The organism is Pseudomonas glycinae, assembly GCF_001594225.2.
GTDB lineage: Bacteria > Pseudomonadota > Gammaproteobacteria > Pseudomonadales > Pseudomonadaceae > Aquipseudomonas > Aquipseudomonas glycinae.
Window position 1 is genome coordinate 4,138,844 of record NZ_CP014205.2, and the last position, 17,732, is coordinate 4,156,575.

General features: G+C 60.5%; 18 protein-coding genes. 9 read left to right on the forward strand and 9 right to left on the reverse strand.

The window, feature by feature from the left end:
- The first annotated feature begins 2 nt into the window (after positions 1-2).
- The 8 genes from lptC (at position 3) to AWU82_RS18905 (ending at position 5,522) form a co-directional block, all read left to right on the forward strand.
- The gene (lptC, locus tag AWU82_RS18870) at positions 3-575 is read left to right on the forward strand and encodes an LPS export ABC transporter periplasmic protein LptC (protein ID WP_007953568.1); all 573 of its coding nucleotides are present in this window, start codon (positions 3-5) and stop codon (positions 573-575) included.
- Complete coding sequence (gene lptA, locus AWU82_RS18875; protein ID WP_064382528.1) at positions 562-1,107, forward strand: lipopolysaccharide transport periplasmic protein LptA; 546 nt, start codon at positions 562-564, stop codon at positions 1,105-1,107. The genes lptC and lptA overlap by 14 nt, the downstream gene beginning before the upstream one ends.
- Positions 1,107-1,832, forward strand: a complete 726-nt coding sequence (lptB, locus tag AWU82_RS18880; RefSeq protein WP_007953572.1) for an LPS export ABC transporter ATP-binding protein — start codon at positions 1,107-1,109, stop codon at positions 1,830-1,832. The genes lptA and lptB overlap by 1 nt, the downstream gene beginning before the upstream one ends.
- Positions 1,833-2,019: 187 nt before the next feature.
- Positions 2,020-3,513, forward strand: coding sequence for an RNA polymerase factor sigma-54 (locus tag AWU82_RS18885; protein WP_064382529.1), 1,494 nt, complete (start codon positions 2,020-2,022; stop codon positions 3,511-3,513).
- Between the two features lie 73 nt (positions 3,514-3,586).
- Positions 3,587-3,895, forward strand: a complete 309-nt coding sequence (gene hpf / locus AWU82_RS18890; RefSeq protein ID WP_011332471.1) for a ribosome hibernation-promoting factor, HPF/YfiA family — start codon at positions 3,587-3,589, stop codon at positions 3,893-3,895.
- Between the two features lie 11 nt (positions 3,896-3,906).
- Positions 3,907-4,371 carry a PTS IIA-like nitrogen regulatory protein PtsN gene (ptsN, locus tag AWU82_RS18895; protein WP_064382530.1) on the forward strand — a complete coding sequence of 155 codons (465 nt, stop codon included), beginning with the start codon at positions 3,907-3,909 and terminating at the stop codon, positions 4,369-4,371.
- A gap of 2 nt (positions 4,372-4,373) precedes the next feature.
- On the forward strand, positions 4,374-5,231 hold the full coding sequence (gene rapZ, locus AWU82_RS18900) for an RNase adapter RapZ (RefSeq protein ID WP_064382531.1): 858 nt from the start codon (positions 4,374-4,376) through the stop codon (positions 5,229-5,231).
- Between the two features lie 15 nt (positions 5,232-5,246).
- Positions 5,247-5,522, forward strand: coding sequence for an HPr family phosphocarrier protein (locus tag AWU82_RS18905; protein ID WP_064382532.1), 276 nt, complete (start codon positions 5,247-5,249; stop codon positions 5,520-5,522).
- Positions 5,523-5,560: 38 nt separating this feature from the next.
- On the opposite strand, the gene AWU82_RS18910 is transcribed toward AWU82_RS18905, so the two are convergent.
- The 6 genes from AWU82_RS18910 to pmbA all read right to left on the reverse strand — a co-directional run bounded on the left by AWU82_RS18910 (position 5,561) and on the right by pmbA (position 10,838).
- A complete protein-coding gene (locus AWU82_RS18910; RefSeq protein WP_064382533.1) occupies positions 5,561-6,454 on the reverse strand; it encodes a ZIP family metal transporter in 894 nt (297 codons plus the stop codon).
- A gap of 30 nt (positions 6,455-6,484) precedes the next feature.
- Positions 6,485-7,096 (reverse strand): superoxide dismutase, encoded by a 612-nt coding sequence (locus AWU82_RS18915; protein WP_064382534.1) that lies wholly within the window; start codon positions 7,094-7,096, stop codon positions 6,485-6,487.
- 1 nt (position 7,097) lies between these two features.
- The gene (locus tag AWU82_RS18920; RefSeq protein ID WP_064382535.1) at positions 7,098-7,538 is read right to left on the reverse strand and encodes a DUF2753 family protein; all 441 of its coding nucleotides are present in this window, start codon (positions 7,536-7,538) and stop codon (positions 7,098-7,100) included.
- Positions 7,539-7,565: 27 nt separating this feature from the next.
- The gene (locus AWU82_RS18925) at positions 7,566-8,942 is read right to left on the reverse strand and encodes a class II fumarate hydratase (RefSeq protein WP_064382536.1); all 1,377 of its coding nucleotides are present in this window, start codon (positions 8,940-8,942) and stop codon (positions 7,566-7,568) included.
- Positions 8,923-9,330, reverse strand: coding sequence for a hypothetical protein (locus AWU82_RS18930; protein ID WP_064382537.1), 408 nt, complete (start codon positions 9,328-9,330; stop codon positions 8,923-8,925). Before AWU82_RS18930 ends, AWU82_RS18925 begins: the two co-directional genes overlap by 20 nt.
- Positions 9,331-9,491: 161 nt before the next feature.
- Positions 9,492-10,838, reverse strand: coding sequence for a metalloprotease PmbA (gene pmbA / locus AWU82_RS18935; RefSeq protein ID WP_064382538.1), 1,347 nt, complete (start codon positions 10,836-10,838; stop codon positions 9,492-9,494).
- A 108-nt stretch (positions 10,839-10,946) separates the two neighbouring features.
- On the opposite strand from pmbA, the gene yjgA reads away from it, so the two are divergent.
- The gene (gene yjgA / locus AWU82_RS18940) at positions 10,947-11,471 is read left to right on the forward strand and encodes a ribosome biogenesis factor YjgA (RefSeq protein WP_007953598.1); all 525 of its coding nucleotides are present in this window, start codon (positions 10,947-10,949) and stop codon (positions 11,469-11,471) included.
- A 51-nt stretch (positions 11,472-11,522) separates the two neighbouring features.
- Here yjgA and tldD read toward each other — a convergent pair whose 3' ends face one another.
- From tldD to AWU82_RS18955, 3 genes are read right to left on the reverse strand one after another with little or no spacing between them, the layout of a single operon-like run.
- On the reverse strand, positions 11,523-12,965 hold the full coding sequence (gene tldD, locus AWU82_RS18945; protein WP_064382539.1) for a metalloprotease TldD: 1,443 nt from the start codon (positions 12,963-12,965) through the stop codon (positions 11,523-11,525).
- 5 nt (positions 12,966-12,970) lie between these two features.
- Entirely contained in the window at positions 12,971-13,831 is an 861-nt protein-coding gene (locus AWU82_RS18950) for a carbon-nitrogen hydrolase family protein (protein ID WP_064382540.1), read from the reverse strand.
- Positions 13,832-13,889: 58 nt separating this feature from the next.
- Positions 13,890-17,693 carry a YhdP family protein gene (locus AWU82_RS18955; RefSeq protein WP_064382541.1) on the reverse strand — a complete coding sequence of 1,268 codons (3,804 nt, stop codon included), beginning with the start codon at positions 17,691-17,693 and terminating at the stop codon, positions 13,890-13,892.
- Positions 17,694-17,732 lie beyond the last annotated feature (39 nt).

The window sequence follows — 17,732 nt, forward strand, 5'->3', positions numbered from 1 at the left end:
CCATGTTTAGCAAAAAGTTTCGCAACATCTTGTTGTTCGGTTGTATCGCAGCGATATTCGGCGCTGTCGGCTACTGGAACATCAGCCCGGAACGTTTCCTCGACAAACCGCCGGTTTCGGCAGAGGAAAGCCCGATCGACTGGTATGCAACCAATACGCACACGATCCAGTACCTCGAAGACGGCAAAGTGCAGTACGAAATGACGTCCGACAAGGCCGAGCACGTCAAGGCGACCGACATTACACTGGTCACCAAACCCGATCTGAACATGTTCCGTGGCACCGATTTTCCATGGCACGTGACCAGTGAACGCGGCGAAGTGAACTCCGGTGGCACCGAGGTCGAGCTGATCGACTCCGTTCGGGTCAAGCGCACCGACGAAAAGAACCGCGACACACTGATTACCAGCACACGCATGACGGTGTTCCCTCAGCAGCAATATGCGCAGACCCAGCAACCCGTTAGAATCGACGGCGCTGGCGGTGTATCGACTGGCGTAGGAATGAAAGCGTATTTGAAGGAAAGCAGGATACACCTGCTATCGAACGTAAGAGGACAGTATGAGGCTCGTTAAAACCCTCCCTATTTTGCTCGGTCTGGGCGCAGCACTGGGAAGCGTGAGCGCCTGGGCTCTGCCGAACGATCAAGAGCAGCCAATCCGCATTCAGGCCGACGATGCCCAGCTGGACGACAAGAACGGCGTTGCCACTTATAAAGGCGACGTGATCATCACCCAGGGTTCGATGATCGTCAAAGGCAACACCGTGACCATGACCCGTGCGCCTAACGGTGACATCGATGTCGTGACTTCGGTGGGCAACCTCGCCTACTTCGAACAGTTGCAGACTGCCGGTGACACCAAGCCCGTCCAGGGCTGGGGCGTGACCATTCAGTACCACGCACAGCAAAACCGCGTCGTACTGATCGACAAGGCAAAAGTCGTCGACAAGGACAACAACACCACTCAGGGCGAGAAAATCGTCTATGACACGGTGAAAAAACTGGCCAGCGCCGGTCGAGCCACTGGCAGCAAGGTCACCGAAGCGCGTCCGCGCATCGACATGGTGATCCAGCCGAAGAAGAAAACCGACGAGAAAACCCAGTAATGGCAACTCTGAAAGCTCAGCACCTGGCCAAGGCCTATAAAAGCCGCCAGGTCGTGCGCGACGTCAGCCTTTCGATCGACAGCGGTCAGATCGTCGGCCTGCTCGGCCCGAACGGCGCCGGCAAGACCACGTGCTTCTACATGATCGTCGGCCTGGTTCAGGCCGATCAGGGTCGCGTACTGATCGACGACCTCGACGTCAGCCACCAGCCGATGCACGGTCGCGCCAAGGCCGGTATCGGCTATCTGCCGCAAGAAGCGTCGATCTTCCGCAAACTGTCGGTAGCCGACAACATCATGGCCATCCTCGAGACCCGTCAGGAACTCGACAAGGCCGGTCGTCGCAAGGAGCTGGAAAGCCTGCTGCAGGAATTCCACATCAGCCACATTCGCGACAACCTCGGCATGAGCCTGTCCGGTGGCGAACGCCGCCGCGTGGAGATCGCCCGCGCACTGGCTACGGCACCGAAGTTCATCCTGCTCGACGAACCGTTCGCCGGTGTCGACCCGATCTCGGTGGGCGACATCAAGCAGATCATCCACCACCTCAAGGCCAAGGGTATCGGTGTATTGATCACCGACCACAACGTCCGTGAGACGCTGGATATCTGCGAAACCGCCTACATCGTCAATGACGGCCAGTTGATCGCCGAAGGCGACTCCGCGACCATCCTCGCCAATGATCTGGTCAAGGAAGTGTATCTGGGTCACGAGTTCCGCCTGTAAGCGTGACAGCATTCGACCTGCCGTCCGGATGCTGTAACGTTGAAGCGCATTTTTTCTACGCTTTTATTGTTACAGCGCTCTAGGCAAACACGACAGTTTCAGGCATATAATTTGCTTAAGTTTGGCGCTTCGGCGCCCTGTAGTGGATGGCGCATAGCGCCGGCGAATAAGGTGTTAAGCCCCTGCCATGAAACCATCGCTAGTCTTGAGAATGGGCCAGCAGCTGACGATGACACCGCAGCTGCAACAGGCCATCCGCCTGCTCCAATTGTCGACCCTGGATCTGCAACAGGAAATCCAGGAGGCGCTGGAATCCAATCCGATGCTCGAACGCCAGGAAGACGGCGACGACTTCGACAACTCCGATCCCATGGCCGACAACGCCGAACAGAAGCCCAACACCGAGATCCAGGAACCTTCCTATCAGGAGGCCGCGCCGACAGTCGACAACCTCGAAGACGGCGAATGGAACGAGCGAATCCCCAACGAACTGCCGGTAGACACCGCCTGGGAAGACGTCTACCAGACCAGCGCCAGCAGCCTGCCGAGCAGCGACGATGACGAGTGGGACTTCACCACCCGCACCTCCGCCGGCGAGAGCCTGCAAAGCCATCTGCTGTGGCAGCTGAACCTGGCACCGATGTCCGACACCGATCGCCTGATCGCTGTGACCCTGATCGATTGCATCAACAATCAGGGCTACCTGGACGAAACCCTCGAAGAAATCCTCGACGCCTTTGATCCTGAGCTCGACATCGAGCTGGACGAGATCGAAGCCGTCCTGCACCGCATCCAGCAATTCGAACCGGCCGGCATCGGTGCACGCAACCTGGGCGAATGCCTGCTGCTGCAATTGCGCCAGCTGTCGGCCAAGACCCCCTGGCTGGCAGAGGCCAAGCGTCTGGTCACCGATTACATCGACCTGCTCGGCAGCCGCGACTACAGCCAGCTGATGCGCCGCATGAAACTCAAGGAAGACGAACTGCGCCAGGTCATCGAACTGGTGCAGAGCCTCAACCCGCGCCCCGGTTCGCAGATCGAGTCCACCGAAGCCGAATACGTGGTACCTGACGTCATCGTGCGCAAGGACAACGAGCGCTGGCTGGTCGAACTGAACCAGGAGTCGGTGCCGCGCCTGCGGGTCAATGCCCAGTACGCCGGTTTCGTGCGGCGCGCCGATACCAGTGCCGACAACACCTTCATGCGCAATCAGTTGCAGGAAGCCCGCTGGTTCATCAAGAGCCTGCAGAGCCGCAACGAAACCCTGATGAAAGTGGCCACCCAGATCGTCGAACATCAGCGCGGCTTTCTGGAGTACGGCGACGAAGCGATGAAGCCGCTGGTCCTGCATGACATCGCTGAAGCGGTGGGCATGCACGAGTCGACGATTTCCCGCGTGACCACGCAAAAGTTCATGCATACCCCGCGAGGCATATATGAACTGAAATACTTTTTCTCCAGCCATGTGAGCACCTCAGAAGGCGGTGAATGCTCGTCCACGGCGATCCGCGCGATCATCAAGAAACTGGTTGCCGCGGAAAATCAGAAAAAGCCGTTGAGTGACAGCAAGATCGCTGGTTTACTGGAGGCACAAGGCATTCAGGTGGCTCGCCGCACCGTCGCCAAGTACCGCGAATCCCTCGGGATCGCGCCTTCGAGCGAACGCAAGCGGTTGATGTAAGCCACGTTACAGCGTTCCAGTGGCAGGCTTTTCGGCCTGCCGCTTTATGCACTGGCAACGAAGGAGAAGCTGTATGCAAGTCAACATCAGTGGACACCAACTGGAAGTTACCCAGCCTCTGCGCGAGTACATCGAGCTCAAGCTCAAGAAGCTCGAAGGGCATTTCGACAAGATCACCAACGTACAGGTCACGATGTGCGTCGAAAAGCTGAAGCAGAAAATCGAAGCCACGCTGCATATTCCCGGCAATGAGGTCGTCGCAAACGCGGAACATACCGATATGTACGCTGCGATCGACGCGTTGACCGACAAGCTTGATAAACAACTCAAAAAGCATAAGGAAAAGACCCAGAGCCTGCTCCAGGGCGCTACCGGTCGATAACCCCCACCCCCATGATCCGACTTGAAAGTATCCTGACCCCCGGCCGTTCCCTGGTGAACGTGCCGGGCGGCAGTAAAAAGAAAGCCCTCGAACAAATTGCCAACCTGATCGCCCGGGAAGTCCCGGATCTGGAGATGCAAGATGTCTTCGAGGCATTGATTGCCCGTGAAAAACTGGGTTCAACTGGTTTTGGCAACGGCATCGCCATTCCTCACTGCCGCCTCAAGGGCTGCGAAGCGCCGATCAGTGCGCTGATGCACCTTGATGCCCCTATCGATTTCGACGCAATCGACGGCGCGCCTGTGGATCTGCTGTTCGTCCTTCTGGTGCCGCAAGCTGCCACCGATGCGCACCTGGAGCTTTTACGCCAGATCGCCAGCATGCTCGACCGCAAGGACGTGCGCGACAGACTGCGCAGCGCGCCAAGCAACGAAGCCCTGTACCAGGTTGTACTGGAAGAGCAGAACAGGCCGTAATCATGCGCTTGATCATTGTCAGCGGCCGTTCCGGCTCGGGTAAAAGTACTGCCCTGGATGTCCTTGAGGACAACGGTTACTACTGCATTGATAACCTGCCGGCCGGCCTGCTGCCGGAGCTGGCCGAACGTGCCCTGATTCACACCGAACTGGCGCAGCCACTGGTGGCGGTATCGATCGACGCACGCAATCTGCCGAGCCATCTGAGCCGATTTCCGGAATTGCTCGAGGACGTACGCGCCAAGCATATTCAATGCGATGTCCTGTATCTGGATGCCGACGAAGAAACCCTGCTCAAGCGTTTCTCCGAAACTCGCCGCCGCCACCCGCTGAGCAACGCCAATCGTTCGCTGGCAGAAGCCATTCAGGATGAAAGCGCCCTGCTCGGCCCGATTGCCGATCTCGCCGATCTGAAGATCAACACCACCCATCTCAACCTGTACCAGCTACGCGACACCATCAAATTGCGCCTGTTGAACCAGCCGGAGCCGGGCACGGCGTTTCTGGTGGAGTCGTTCGGTTTCAAACGCGGCATGCCGGTGGATGCGGATCTGGTGTTCGATGTACGCTGCCTGCCGAACCCGTACTGGAAGCCGGAACTGCGTGCGCAATCCGGTCTCGATCAGCCGGTCGCCGAGTATCTGGCCGCGCAGCCCGAGGTCGAGGAGATGTACCAGGATATTTACACGTACCTGCACAAATGGCTGCCGCGCTTCGCCGCGAGCAACCGCGCTTACGTCACCATTGCCATCGGCTGCACCGGCGGGCATCACCGTTCCGTTTACCTGACCGAACGTCTGGGCCAGGCGCTGCAGAAGACCCTGAAGAACGTCCAGGTCCGCCACCGCGACCTCAGCTAAAGGATTCACACCGCGATGCCTGCTCGGGAAATAGAAATCATCAATAAACTGGGCCTGCACGCCCGCGCATCGGCAAAATTCGTCGGCGTGGCGGGCCAGTTTCCCGATTGCACGATCAGAGTCGGCCGTACCCCGGAAACCACGGTTGACGGTAAAAGCATCATGGCGATGATGATGCTCGCTGCGGGCAAGGGCACCAAAATCCACTTGAGTACCGAAGGCCACCAGGAACAGGAAGCCATGGATGCGCTGGTTGCGTTGATCAACAACTACTTCGATGAAGGTGGCTGAAAAAGCTTGAAGCGAGGGAGCCAGCTCCCTCCTGCGTTTCAGCCCAATGCCGTGTCCATCACCATCATCAGACAGAATCCGGTCAACAAGCCCAGGCTTGCCAGCTTCTCATGACCATTGCGTCGCGACTCCGGAATGACCTCGTGAGTCACCACCAGCAGCATGGCACCCGCCGCCAACGCCAAGCCCAAGGGCAGCAATAACTCGGCAAGACTGACCAGCCAGGCACAGAGCAGCGCGAACACCGGCTCGACCAGACCTGACGCTGCGCCAATCAAGAATGCCTTGACCCGCGACATCCCGGCACCGGCCAGTACCAGTGCAATCACCAGCCCTTCCGGCACATCCTGCAAGGCAATGCCCATGGCCAGACTGTCTGCGTCCGGCACTCCACCACCCGCCGAGACACCGACCGCCATGCCTTCCGGGATGTTATGGGCAATGATGGCGAACACGAACAACCAGATCCGCGGCGGAATCACCGGATGCTCGACAGTGCCGATGAGCATTTCCGGCGATGCGCCCGACACCCGGCGATCAACCAGATAAAGGCCAAACGCCCCGAGCATGATGCCGAAACAGATCAGGCCGCTGGCGCCCCAAGGGCTCAACCCCAGACCTTCGGCGGCGGCGATTCCCGGCACGATCAGCGAAAACGCGGTCGCGGCCAGCATCACACCGGCGCCAAAACCCAGCAGCGTATCGCCCAGCGCCTGGGGCATGTTGCGGATCACCAGCACCGGAACCGCTCCAAGTGCGGTGCCGAGGGCGCAAATCGCGCCGCCCTGCAATGCCCGCGACAGCCTAGGTTCCAGATTCAGCCATTCCAGTCCGTGAGCGACCAGCAGGGTCATGCCCGCCAACAGCAACAGCGAACCGATTGCGTAACGAAACATACGCCCACTTCCGATCGCCAGTGTCTCAGTGCCCATAGTCAGCCTTGAATTGTTTTTATAGAAGACTTAAACCAGCGCGGCCTGATAGCGCGCAGCGACTTGCGGCCAGTTGATCACGTTGTAGAACGCGCTGATGTATTCCGGCCGACGGTTCTGATATCGCAGGTAGTAAGCGTGCTCCCACACGTCGAGGCCGAGAATCGGCGTGTTGCCGTTCATCAGCGGACTGTCCTGGTTTCCGCTGCTTTCCACCACCAGTTGCTTGTCCGGGGTGACGCTGAGCCACGCCCAACCACTGCCGAAGCGGGTCAGCGCGGCCTTGGTGAAGGCTTCCTTGAAGCTGTCGAGCCCGCCCAGTTGCTCATCGATCGCCTTGGCCAGCGCACCGTCCGGTTTGCCACCGCCGTTGGGCACCATCACTTCCCAGAACAGCGAATGGTTGGCGTGACCGCCGCCCTGATTGATCACCGCCGCACGAAGTTTTTCCGGCAGTTGCTGGACACTGGCGACCAGTTTTTCCACCGGCCACTCCGCAAACTCGGTGCCCTCGACCGCGGCGTTCAGATTGTTGATGTAAGTCTGATGATGCTTGGTGTAGTGAATCTCCATGGTTTGCGCATCGATGTGCGGTTCCAGTGCGTCGTAGGCGTAAGGCAAAGCTGGCAGGGTAAAAGCCATTTCAGTGGACTCCATGGTGATGTGGGGCAGGCGCGCGCCGCGCATTGCCGGTATCCGGATGCAGCAAACGCTGGGTGCGCGGGTATTCGCCGTGTTCGCTGATGAAATTGAGCAGCTCGACGTAGGTCTTGCTGCTCTGGCGCAGCGCCGCTTCACGCAGCGCCGGGCGCAGGCGCTCGTCCTGCATGGTCTGCAACAGCCGTTGATGGATCGCGCACAGGTATTCGGCGCTCTCCTCCGGCTGATTCAGCCGCAGGTGCAAATCCGCCAGGTTGTGGTGGGAGATGACGCAGGCCGCCACCGCTTCGTCGGCATCGGCCCAGCGCTCGAACAACACCTGGGCCAACGCCAAGGCTTGCAGGTAGGCCTCGCAGGCGTCGATCAGCTCGCCCAGCATGAAGCAGCGATTGGCCCGTTCGATCGTGCGTTTCCAGTGCTCCATGGTGAACCTCCAAAGCGGTTGCGGTGCTTACACGCCGCCAGCGGTAAGTTTCTCGGGATTGAGCAACGCTTCCAGCTGGCTGCGCGACAGGTCGGTGTGCTCCAGCGCGACGTCGATCACCGGACGGCCCTGTTTGTAGGCCTGCTTGGCGATTTCGGCAGCTTTCTGGTAACCGATGATCGGGTTAAGCGCAGTCACCAGAATCGGGTTGCGCGACAGCGCTTCCTTGAGGCGCGACTCGTTGACCCTGAAGCTGGCGATGGCCTTGTCAGCCAGCAGACGGCTGGAGTTGGCCAGCAACTCGATGCTGCTCAACAGGTTCTGGGCGATGATCGGCAGCATCACGTTCAGTTCGAAATTGCCCGACTGCCCGGCGATGGTGATTACAGTGTCGTTGCCTATCACTTGCGCGGCCACCATGGCAGTGGCTTCCGGGATCACCGGATTGACCTTGCCCGGCATGATCGACGATCCCGGTTGCAGGCCTTCCAATTCGATTTCACCGAGGCCGGCGAGCGGGCCGGAGTTCATCCAGCGCAGGTCGTTGGCGATTTTCATCAGCGATACGGCGGTGGCCTTGAGCTGGCCCGACACGGCCACGGCAGTGTCCTGCGAGCCGATCAGGGCGAACAGATTCTTGCCAGGGGTGAACTGGACATTGGTCAACTGGCTGAGCTGGCGGCTGAACCGCGCAGCAAATTCCGGATGCGCATTGATCCCGGTACCGACCGCTGTGCCACCCTGTGCCAGGGATTGCAGGCTTGGCAACAAGTCCTGCAGGTGACCGATATTAGCCTTGAGCTGCTGCGCCCAACCGTTCAACGCCTGGCTCATGCGCACCGGCATGGCATCCATCAAGTGGGTGCGGCCAGTCTTGACGTGGTGATGGACTTGCTCGGCCTTGCGTTCGATCACTTGCACCAGGTGCAGCAGCGCCGGCAGCAGTTGTTCGTGCAGGGCCAGCGCGGCGCTGACGTGGATAGTGGTTGGAATAATGTCGTTGCTGCTTTGCCCGCAGTTCACATGATCATTGGCGTTTACTGGCTCCTCGAGCAGACGACTGGCCAGCGTGGCGATCACCTCGTTGGCGTTCATGTTGGAGCTGGTGCCGGAACCGGTCTGGAAAATGTCCACCGGGAAATGCCGCATGAAGTCGCCCTCCAGCAACCCTTGGGCGGCATCGCTGATGGCTTTGCCTTGCGCGGCACTGATCTGGTTGAGTTCAACGTTGGCCCGGGCGGCAGCGGCTTTCGCCAGAATCAAAGCGCGAATGAACTGGGTCGGCATCGGCTTGCCGCTGATCGGGAAGTTATCCACGGCGCGCTGGGTCTGCGCGCCGTAGAGAGCGTCCACCGGCACCTGCAGTTCGCCCATGCTGTCGCGCTCAATACGTGTCTTGGTCATCTGAAAATCCTTGCACCAGTTCTATGAGGGGAATCGAGGGAAGCAGCTCGCAGATCGCCAATTGCCAGGTGTAGCTTTGCCAGCGTTTGAGCCGGCACTTGCAAAGCGAGAGGCGCTCCATTTCACGCAAGGGCCGCCAGGCTTGATCGAGACACAGGCTGCGCCAATGCCACGGCAGCGCGACGTCGGTGGCCGTATCGAGCAGCAGGCGGAAAGAGGTTTCAGCAACCATCCAGGGCGAGGTCGCCGTGCAGCAGGCCAGATACCGGCCTTCGGCCAGGTAATGTTCAATCAGGCGAGGTTCATCGGGATCCATCGCGCAACGGATCTGGCGACTCATCCAGCACCAGCTTTCGAGATACGGCTGCTCGTGCAAGGCAGAACTCATGATCCTGGTCTCATCCGATAATGAGATTTATTATTAGATGATAATGAGAACCAAAACAAGAGCAGCTTTTTTGCTGCCCTCATCAGATCGAAAAATTTGCAGACACAAAAAAAGGCGCGCCTCCCAATCGGGTGGCGCGCCTTTTTTGTCCTGTCTGGGGCTTAGCTGCCCGCGACAGTCATCTTCTCGATCAACACCGAACCGGTGCGAATGTTGCTGCGCAGTTCCAGATCGTTACCGACTGCGACAATTTGTTTGAACATGTCACGCATGTTGCCGGCGATGGTCACTTCCTGCACCGCGAACTGGATTTCACCGTTCTCGACCCAGAAACCCGCCGCACCGCGCGAGTAATCACCGGTCACCATGTTCAGACCGTGGCCCATCAACTCGGTGACCAACAACCCACGCCCCATGCGTCGCAGCAAGGCGGCCTGATCTTCATCGCCATGAGTGACGAACAGGTTGTGCACGCCGCCCGCGTTGGCGGTACTCGGCATGCCGAGTTTGCGACCGGAATAAGTGCCAAGAATGTACGACACCAACTCGCCCTTCTCGACGAACGGTTTGGCATAGGTCGCCAGGCCGTCACCATCGTAGGAAGCACTGCCCATGGCACGCATCAGGTGCGGGCGTTCGTCGATCGTCAGCCATTCCGGGAACAGCTTCTGCCCCAAGGTGCCTTCAAGGAATGACGATTTGCGGTACAGACTGCCGCCGGAAATCGCCGACAGAAAGCTGCCGAACAACCCACCCGCCAGTTCTGCCGAAAACAAAACCGGCACTTCGCAGGTCGGCACCGGACGCGCTCCCAGGCGACTCGCCGCCCGCTGCGCAGCACGCTGGCCGATACTCACCGGATCCGCCAGCAAGCTGCCCTGGCGGTTCACGTCATACCAGTAGTCGCGCTGCATCTGGCCATCGGCCTCGGCGATCATCACGCAGCTCAGGCTGTGCCGGGTCGAGGCGTAACCGCCGATGAAACCGTGGCTGTTGCCGTAAACGCGACAGCCCTGATGAGTGCTCAACGTGGTGCCATCAGCATTCTTGATGCGCGCATCGGCGTCGAACGCGGCGGCTTCGCAGAGCAATGCCTTTTCAATGGCCTGCTCCGGGGTGATGTCCCATTGGTGGAACAGATCGAAATCCTGGATATCCCGGGCCATCAGCGCAGCATCAGCCAGCCCCGAGGCTTCGTCTTCGGAGGTGTGCTTGGCAATCGCCAGCGCCGCAGCAACGGTCTCGCGAATCGCATCCGGCCCGGTGGCGGAGGTGCTGGCCGAGCCTTTGCGCTGACCGACATACAATGTGATGCCGAAGCCCTGATCGCGGTTGAATTCGACCGTTTCGACTTCACGCTGACGCACCGACGTCGACAGGCCCTGCTCCAGCGACACCGCTACTTCGCAGGCACTGGCTCCCTGACGCCTGGCTTCGGCGATGATCTGCTCGACCTGTTCCTGCAGTGCCGGCAATGCCTGTGGGCCGACGCTTTCAACTGCACTCATGCTCATCTCCACTCAAATTCTGCTTTCGGCTGGGGCCTTCGAGCGACCGGGCCGGACAAGCGGCCCCCGACTGGTTATCATGGCAGCGTTTCTTTGCGGACTGCCACCATGGTTGATTCTTACGACGACTCCCTCGATACGGGAGAAAAAAGCAAATCCCAGGTCAAACGCGAGCTGCATGCTCTGGTTGACCTTGGCGAGCGCCTTACAACGCTCAAGCCCGACTTGCAGGCAAAACTGCCACTGACCGACGCCTTGCGCCGGGCCCTGGCCGATGCGCCCAAGCACACCGCGAACATCGCGCGTAAACGGCACTTGCAGTTCATCGGCAAACTGATGCGCGATCAGGACACTGACGCGATTCTCACTTTGCTCGATCAACTCGATGCCTCTACCCGTCAGTACAACGAGCGCTTCCACAACCTCGAACGCTGGCGTGACCGCCTGATCGCCGGTGACGATGCCGTGCTGGAGAAATTCGTCGTCGATTACCCGGACGCCGACCGCCAGCAACTGCGTTCCCTGATCCGTCAGGCCCAGCACGAGGTTGCGCAAAACAAACCTCCTGCCTCGAGCCGCAAGATCTTCAAGTACATCCGTGAGCTGGACGAGACTCAACGCGGTCTGCGCTGATATTCGCCACCGGGTGGCCGCACCGCGCGCCACCCGAAGCTCCATTCCTTCTTATGCGCCTGTGCCACCCACGGTGATCGCATCGATTTTCAGGGTCGGCTGACCGACACCCACCGGCACCGACTGCCCGTCCTTGCCGCAAGTCCCCACGCCGCTGTCCAGCGCCAGGTCGTTACCGACCATCGACACCCGGCTCATCGCTTCCGGACCGTTGCCGATCAACGTTGCGCCTTTGACCGGCGCGGTGATCTTGCCGTCCTCGATCAGATACGCCTCGCTGGTGGAGAACACGAACTTGCCGCTGGTGATATCGACCTGACCGCCGCCAAGATTGGCGCAGTAGATGCCCTTCTTCACCGAGGCGATGATTTCCGCCGGATCGCTTTGGCCGCCGAGCATGTAGGTGTTGGTCATTCGAGGCATCGGCAGGTGCGCGTAGGATTCACGGCGACCGTTGCCGGTGCGGGCCACGCCCATCAGCCGCGCATTGAGCTTGTCCTGCATATAACCCTTGAGCACGCCGTTTTCGATCAGCGTGGTGCACTCGGTCGGGGTGCCTTCGTCGTCGACGCTCAGGGAGCCGCGACGACCGGCCAACGTGCCGTCATCGACGATGGTGCAAAGTTTCGAGGCAACCATTTCGCCCATGCGACCGCTGTAGGCCGAGCTGCCCTTGCGGTTGAAATCGCCTTCCAGACCGTGACCGACCGCTTCGTGCAGCAGCACGCCGGACCAGCCCGAACCCAGAACCACCGGCAAGGTGCCGGCCGGTGCCGGAATCGCTTCCAGATTCACCAGCGCCTGACGCAACGCTTCACGGGCATAGCCCATGGCGCGGTCTTCGGCGAGGAAATAACGGTAGTCGGTACGCCCGCCGCCGCCGTGACCGCCACGCTCGCGACGGCCATTCTGTTCGACGATCACGCTGACGTTGAAGCGCACCAGCGGACGCACGTCGGCAGCCAGGCCACCGTCAGTCGAGGCCACCAGAATTCGCTCCCAGACCCCGGCCATGCTTACGCTGACCTGCTGGATACGCGGGTCGAGGGCGCGGGTCGCCACGTCGATGCGTTTGAGCAGTTCGACTTTTTCAGCGCGGCTCAGGACTTCCAGCGGGTTGTCCGGCGCATACAACTGGGCGACGTCCTGGCTGCTGAAAGCCTGCACTGTGCCGTTCTGCCCGGCGCGGGAAATCGAACGGGCCGCGCGGGCCGCCGCGCCGAGGGCTTCGAGGGTGATCGCGTTGCTGTAGGCGAAACCGGTTTTTTCGCCGGACTGCGCACGCACGCCGACGCCCTGGTCTAGGTTGAAACTGCCTTCCTTGACGATGCCGTCTTCCAGCGACCAGGACTCGGAAATCTGCCCCTGGAAATACAGGTCGGCCGCATCGATGCCTGGACCCGCCAGATCACCGAGCACGCCTTGCAGACTCTCGATCGTCACGCCGCCGGGCGCCAACAGGTGATCACTGACTGAGGACAACAACTCGCTCATAGGTTTTACGCCTTAAATTCGTGTTCTGAAGCAGGTCGCTGTGCGCCCTGCGAAAAAAACCGCCGATGACCCGTCACCGGCATTCGCGCCCGGATGGACGCCTGTTCATTACTGTCGCGTTCGGCCAGCAACACCGCTTCGCCTTGCTCCTGCTGCGCCAGCACGCGGCCCCACGGATCGACAATCGCCCCGTGGCCAAAGGTCTCTCGTGGCCCTGGATGTATCCCGCCCTGGGCTGCCGCCAGCACATAGCACTGGGTTTCAATGGCCCGAGCACGGATCAACACGTCCCAGTGCGCCGCACCGGTCACCGCGGTGAAGGCCGACGGTGCGGTAATCAGTTCAGCCCCGGCTGCGCGCAATTCGCTGTACAGCTCCGGGAAACGCAGGTCGTAGCACACCGTCAGGCCCAGTCGCCCGACCGGGGTGTCCGCGACCACCACGCCACTGCCATAAGCATAGTCATCGGATTCGCGGTAACGGCCGCGATTGTCCGCCACGTCGACATCGAACAGGTGCAACTTGTCATAGCGCGCGACGATTTCGCCCTGATCATTCACCAACAGCGAGCAGGCATGGGACTTGGCCTCGGGCTGCCCCACCGGCGGCAACGGCAAGGTGCCGGCCACAATCCATAACTTGAGGTCTCGGGCGGTCTGTTTCAACCACGGCAGGATCGGGCCTTCGCCAAGCGCTTCGGCGCGACCGATATCGGCGATGTCGCGACGGCCCATGGCCGCGAAGTTTTCCGGCAGCACGGCCAGCTTCGCACCGGCATTGGCCGCCTGTTCGAGCAAACGTCGGGCATCGCGCAAGTTGGCCAGCACATCGCTCTGGCTGACCATTTGAATCACCGCTAAAGACATGGCGCACTCCGCAAGAGGTATGCGGCCATGCTACTCCATCGGTTCAGGGGCTGGCTGTTCAAAAAGGCTTGTCGAAGGTGATTTTCGGCTCTTTCCACGGGCCTTTGACGGTGTATTTGACGCTGGCGAACCGGGCCACGCGATCGCCGATCAGCTTATCGATCAGGAACAAAGCACCGCCGACCGCCGGTGCGCCGACAATCAGCGCGGCAATCGGCAGATTGTTGGTCACCGGCAAGGTCACCAGCAATTTGGCATCAACCTGATCGCCCACCAGATCCAGCGTGCCGTCCAGTTCCAGGTTGCTCGAAGGCCCGGTCAACTTGATCGGCTCTTTCGTCACATACACGCCATTGGTCGCCACCAGCAATCCCTTGACCCGGTCATAGCTCAAGCCTTTGCCGAACAGGTCGGAGAAGTCTAGGCGCAAACGCCGGCCAATCGAGTTGAAGTTGAGCAGACCGAATACCCGCAATGCCTGGGCGCCGCCCTCCACTTCAACAAACTGGCCTTTGTTGAGGGACGCATCGAGGGTGCCGGAGAAGCGCTTGGTCGCCAGCCACGCCGGCGAGCCCGGCCAGCGGCCGTCGACATCCATGTGGAATTCTTCGCTGGTCACGCTCGGTGCAAAGCCCCAGCCCTTGAGCACATCGGCGAGATTCTTGCCGCCGATCCGACCCTTGTACCAACTGCTCGTAGCACCGGGCGCGCCTTCCCAGCCGCCGCTGCCCTGCAAAAGAATGCCCTTGAGGCCCAGATCGAGATTGTTCAGGGCGATGCCCTTGGCGGTCGGCCGAATCTTGAGCGACCAGCCACCGACCAGATCCTGGCCCTGGAACAATTGATTGATGGTGATATCCAGCGCTGGGATCTTGGTCGGATCGACCGAAGCCAGTGGATCCGGCGCGTTTTCGTCGGCCTGGACCGTCGGGTCCGGCGCCGGCAACCGCACGTATTGCAGGTTCACCGCAATCGGCGCGCCCTTGGCGTCAGGAATGCCCGCCGTGCCTTTGGCCTGCTGGCTGTCGAGGGCCAGTGCCCAGGCACCGGGCTTGCGATTCACTTGCACGGCTGCCTGATCCAGCGTGGTGCCGAAGGCCGTGAGTTTGCCGACCTTGAAATCCGCGCTGCTGAGCAACTGCTTGGCGTTGCCACCCGGATCCTGGCCAGCGTATTTGTCCAGCAGGTCCTGCCAGGGCTTGACGTCAAGCTCGGACAATACGCCGCGCACTCGCAGACCTTTGCTGCCCGGCAACACCGCTTCGCCGGCGCCGAGGAACAACTCGCCCCGACCATCGGCAAAATTTCCCGGTGGCGCGGCAAAGGTGAAATTGGCCAGTTGATCGTAATTGACCCAGAAACGCCGCTCCTGTCCTTGCAGGGTCATGCGGAATACCGTGTCACGCCCCACGTCGGCGGCCATGCCGAACGGCGCCGGCAGATCCACCGCCACACCCTTCATGCTGGAACTGACCATCAATTGGCTGTCGGCGCCGGCCAGATTCACTTGTAGCTGGTAAGGAATCGTCCCGGACACCGGCAACGGTTGAGTCACGCCCAGCCAGTCAGTGAGTTTCTTGACCTCGACCTGCCCTGACGCCGCGACCCGGGTCTTGAGCTGGCCGGGAGCACCGTCGGCGAAGATCTGCGCCGAGACCGGTTTATCGAAGGCCCTGGCGCTGATGTTCTGACCGCTCAGGCCCTTGTCGCTGTCGAAGCGGAAATCACCCTTGAGCTGGCTCAGTTCGAGCTTCGGCTCCGCCAGCTTCAATCGCGCATTGGCGGTTTTGAAGTCGACGAGGATTTTCGGCTGATCGCCCTTGGCCAACGGCACATCGAGTTTGAGCTTGCCTTGCAGGTCACCCTCGCCTTCCCAGCCGGCAAAAGTGTCAGCGGTGCCGATCGGCGCTTCCTGAAGAATCTTCAAGCCATCGCCCAACCCACCGGCAAAGCTGCCGTCGAGGAACATATGACTGTGCTCGCCGCTCGGCACATGGGGAATATTGACGAAGACATCGCTGACCTGGGTGTCGAGCAACTGACCCTTGCTGGCCAGAATCCGCACGCCGCTGTCTTCGATGAACACATCACCGTTGACCTTACTCACGTGCGGCCAGCCCGGCTGGAACGCCAGCTCGGCGTCGTGCACCTTGAAGAACAGGCTGATGCTGCGATCCGCTTCTCCGGCGTTCTTGTTCAGCGAACCCTGATACTGGAAGAAGCCCTGATCCACCGCGCCCTTGAGAATCGCCGTACGCAGCCATTCGTCGAGGGCCGGGCTCAGGACTTGCGGCAGGTACTTGGCGGTGTAGCGACCGTCGCCATCCACCAGACCGACCCGCAGATCCATGTAGTCTTCCTGGCTGTGATCGAAGTGCAGGCGGATCAGGAAGTCGCCGGCGATCTTGCCTTCCTCGCCGAGCACCTTCAGGTACGGCGCGATCAGGGTGAACCCTTCTTTATCGAGCTTCCAGGTCAACCGGGCGTTGGCCTGAATGTATTGCCACGGCTTGGCGAAAATCGGATCGAGGTGCAGGACGAAGTCCTTGCTGTCCATGCGCAGCTCGCCGCCGCCGAGATTGCCAGTAAGGCTGCCGCTGACATTCCGTGCCGCCGGCGCGCCGTGGTAGGCGTCGAAGCCGACTTGATCGAGATTGGCGGCGAAGCTGAATTTGCTGTCGTCGGTGGCATTCGGCCGGAAATCCAGCAACACGTTACGCAGACTGCCGGTCACTTTCAGGCGCTCGACCACTGTGGCGAAGCCTTGGGGCAATGGGCCGAGGGCATTGAGCAAAGGTGTGATCGGCGTCAGGTCGAGCCGGTCAGCCTGCAGATGCCAGAGTTCTTCGGTGTTGTCGTTGGCGACAGTCTGTTTGATCTGGACATGGGATTCCCAACGGGTTTCGCCGACATTCATCGCCAGCGAATCCAGCGTGACAATGGCTCCCTCGGAACCGCGCTGGAAATAGCCATTGAGCGCCAGATTGTTGATCTGGATCGGCTTGCGTTCAGCGTAGGCGCCGGTCAGTTGCGGCGCATTGAGACGGATCGCGGCACTTTGCAGCGCCCCCTCGCGCCAGTTGACCCACAACTCGCCACCGGCCTTGATCGCGGAGAAATTCCACTGTTGAGTCAGGCGCTCGGGCAGCCATTTCGACCAGTCGCTCTGCGGCAGGCTGGCATAACCGTCCACTTCGCTGTTCTGCCACTGATTCGGACGAAGGCGTGTGCGCAGGCTCAGCGCCACAGGCTGACCGTCGGGCAGGGTCAGGCGCGCATCGAGGCGTTGGCGGCTGGAACCGGTCTTTAGATTGAGGCCGACATAAGTGAGGGTCAGCGGCGCCTGCTCCAGCGGCTGCAACGTCACCTGACTGTCGAGCACCGACAGTTGCTGAATCATTTGCATGCGGTTGAACAGTTGTTCGGGATCCATGGGCTGATCCTGCTGCACCGGCAAGCCTTCCAGCGCCCACTTTCCGTCTTCGCCTTCCTTGAGGCTGATCTTCAGACCGTTGAGTTCAAGATGGGCGATGCGCACTTCCCGGGCCAGCAAACTGGCCCAAAGATCCGGCACCGCGCGCACCCGATCCAGGCGCAAGGCGTTGGCGCCGCTGCCGACCATCACGTCGTGGGCCAGCAGGATCGGGGCAAATCCGCTCCAGTTGCCTTCCAGCTCGCCGATCTGCAACGGCATGCCCAAGGCAGCACTGGCCTTGTCTTCGATATCGGCGCGGTATTCGGCCACCAGTGGCGTGAGTTCCCGGCCGAGACTGACGTACAACGCCATCAATACCAGAACCAACGCGCACAGGCTCAGACCCCAGCGGGTCAGCGCAGCCAAAATGCGTGTCAGACGTTCCATGTCAGTTGGCTCCCATGGCAAAAATACTGCAAAAAGCTG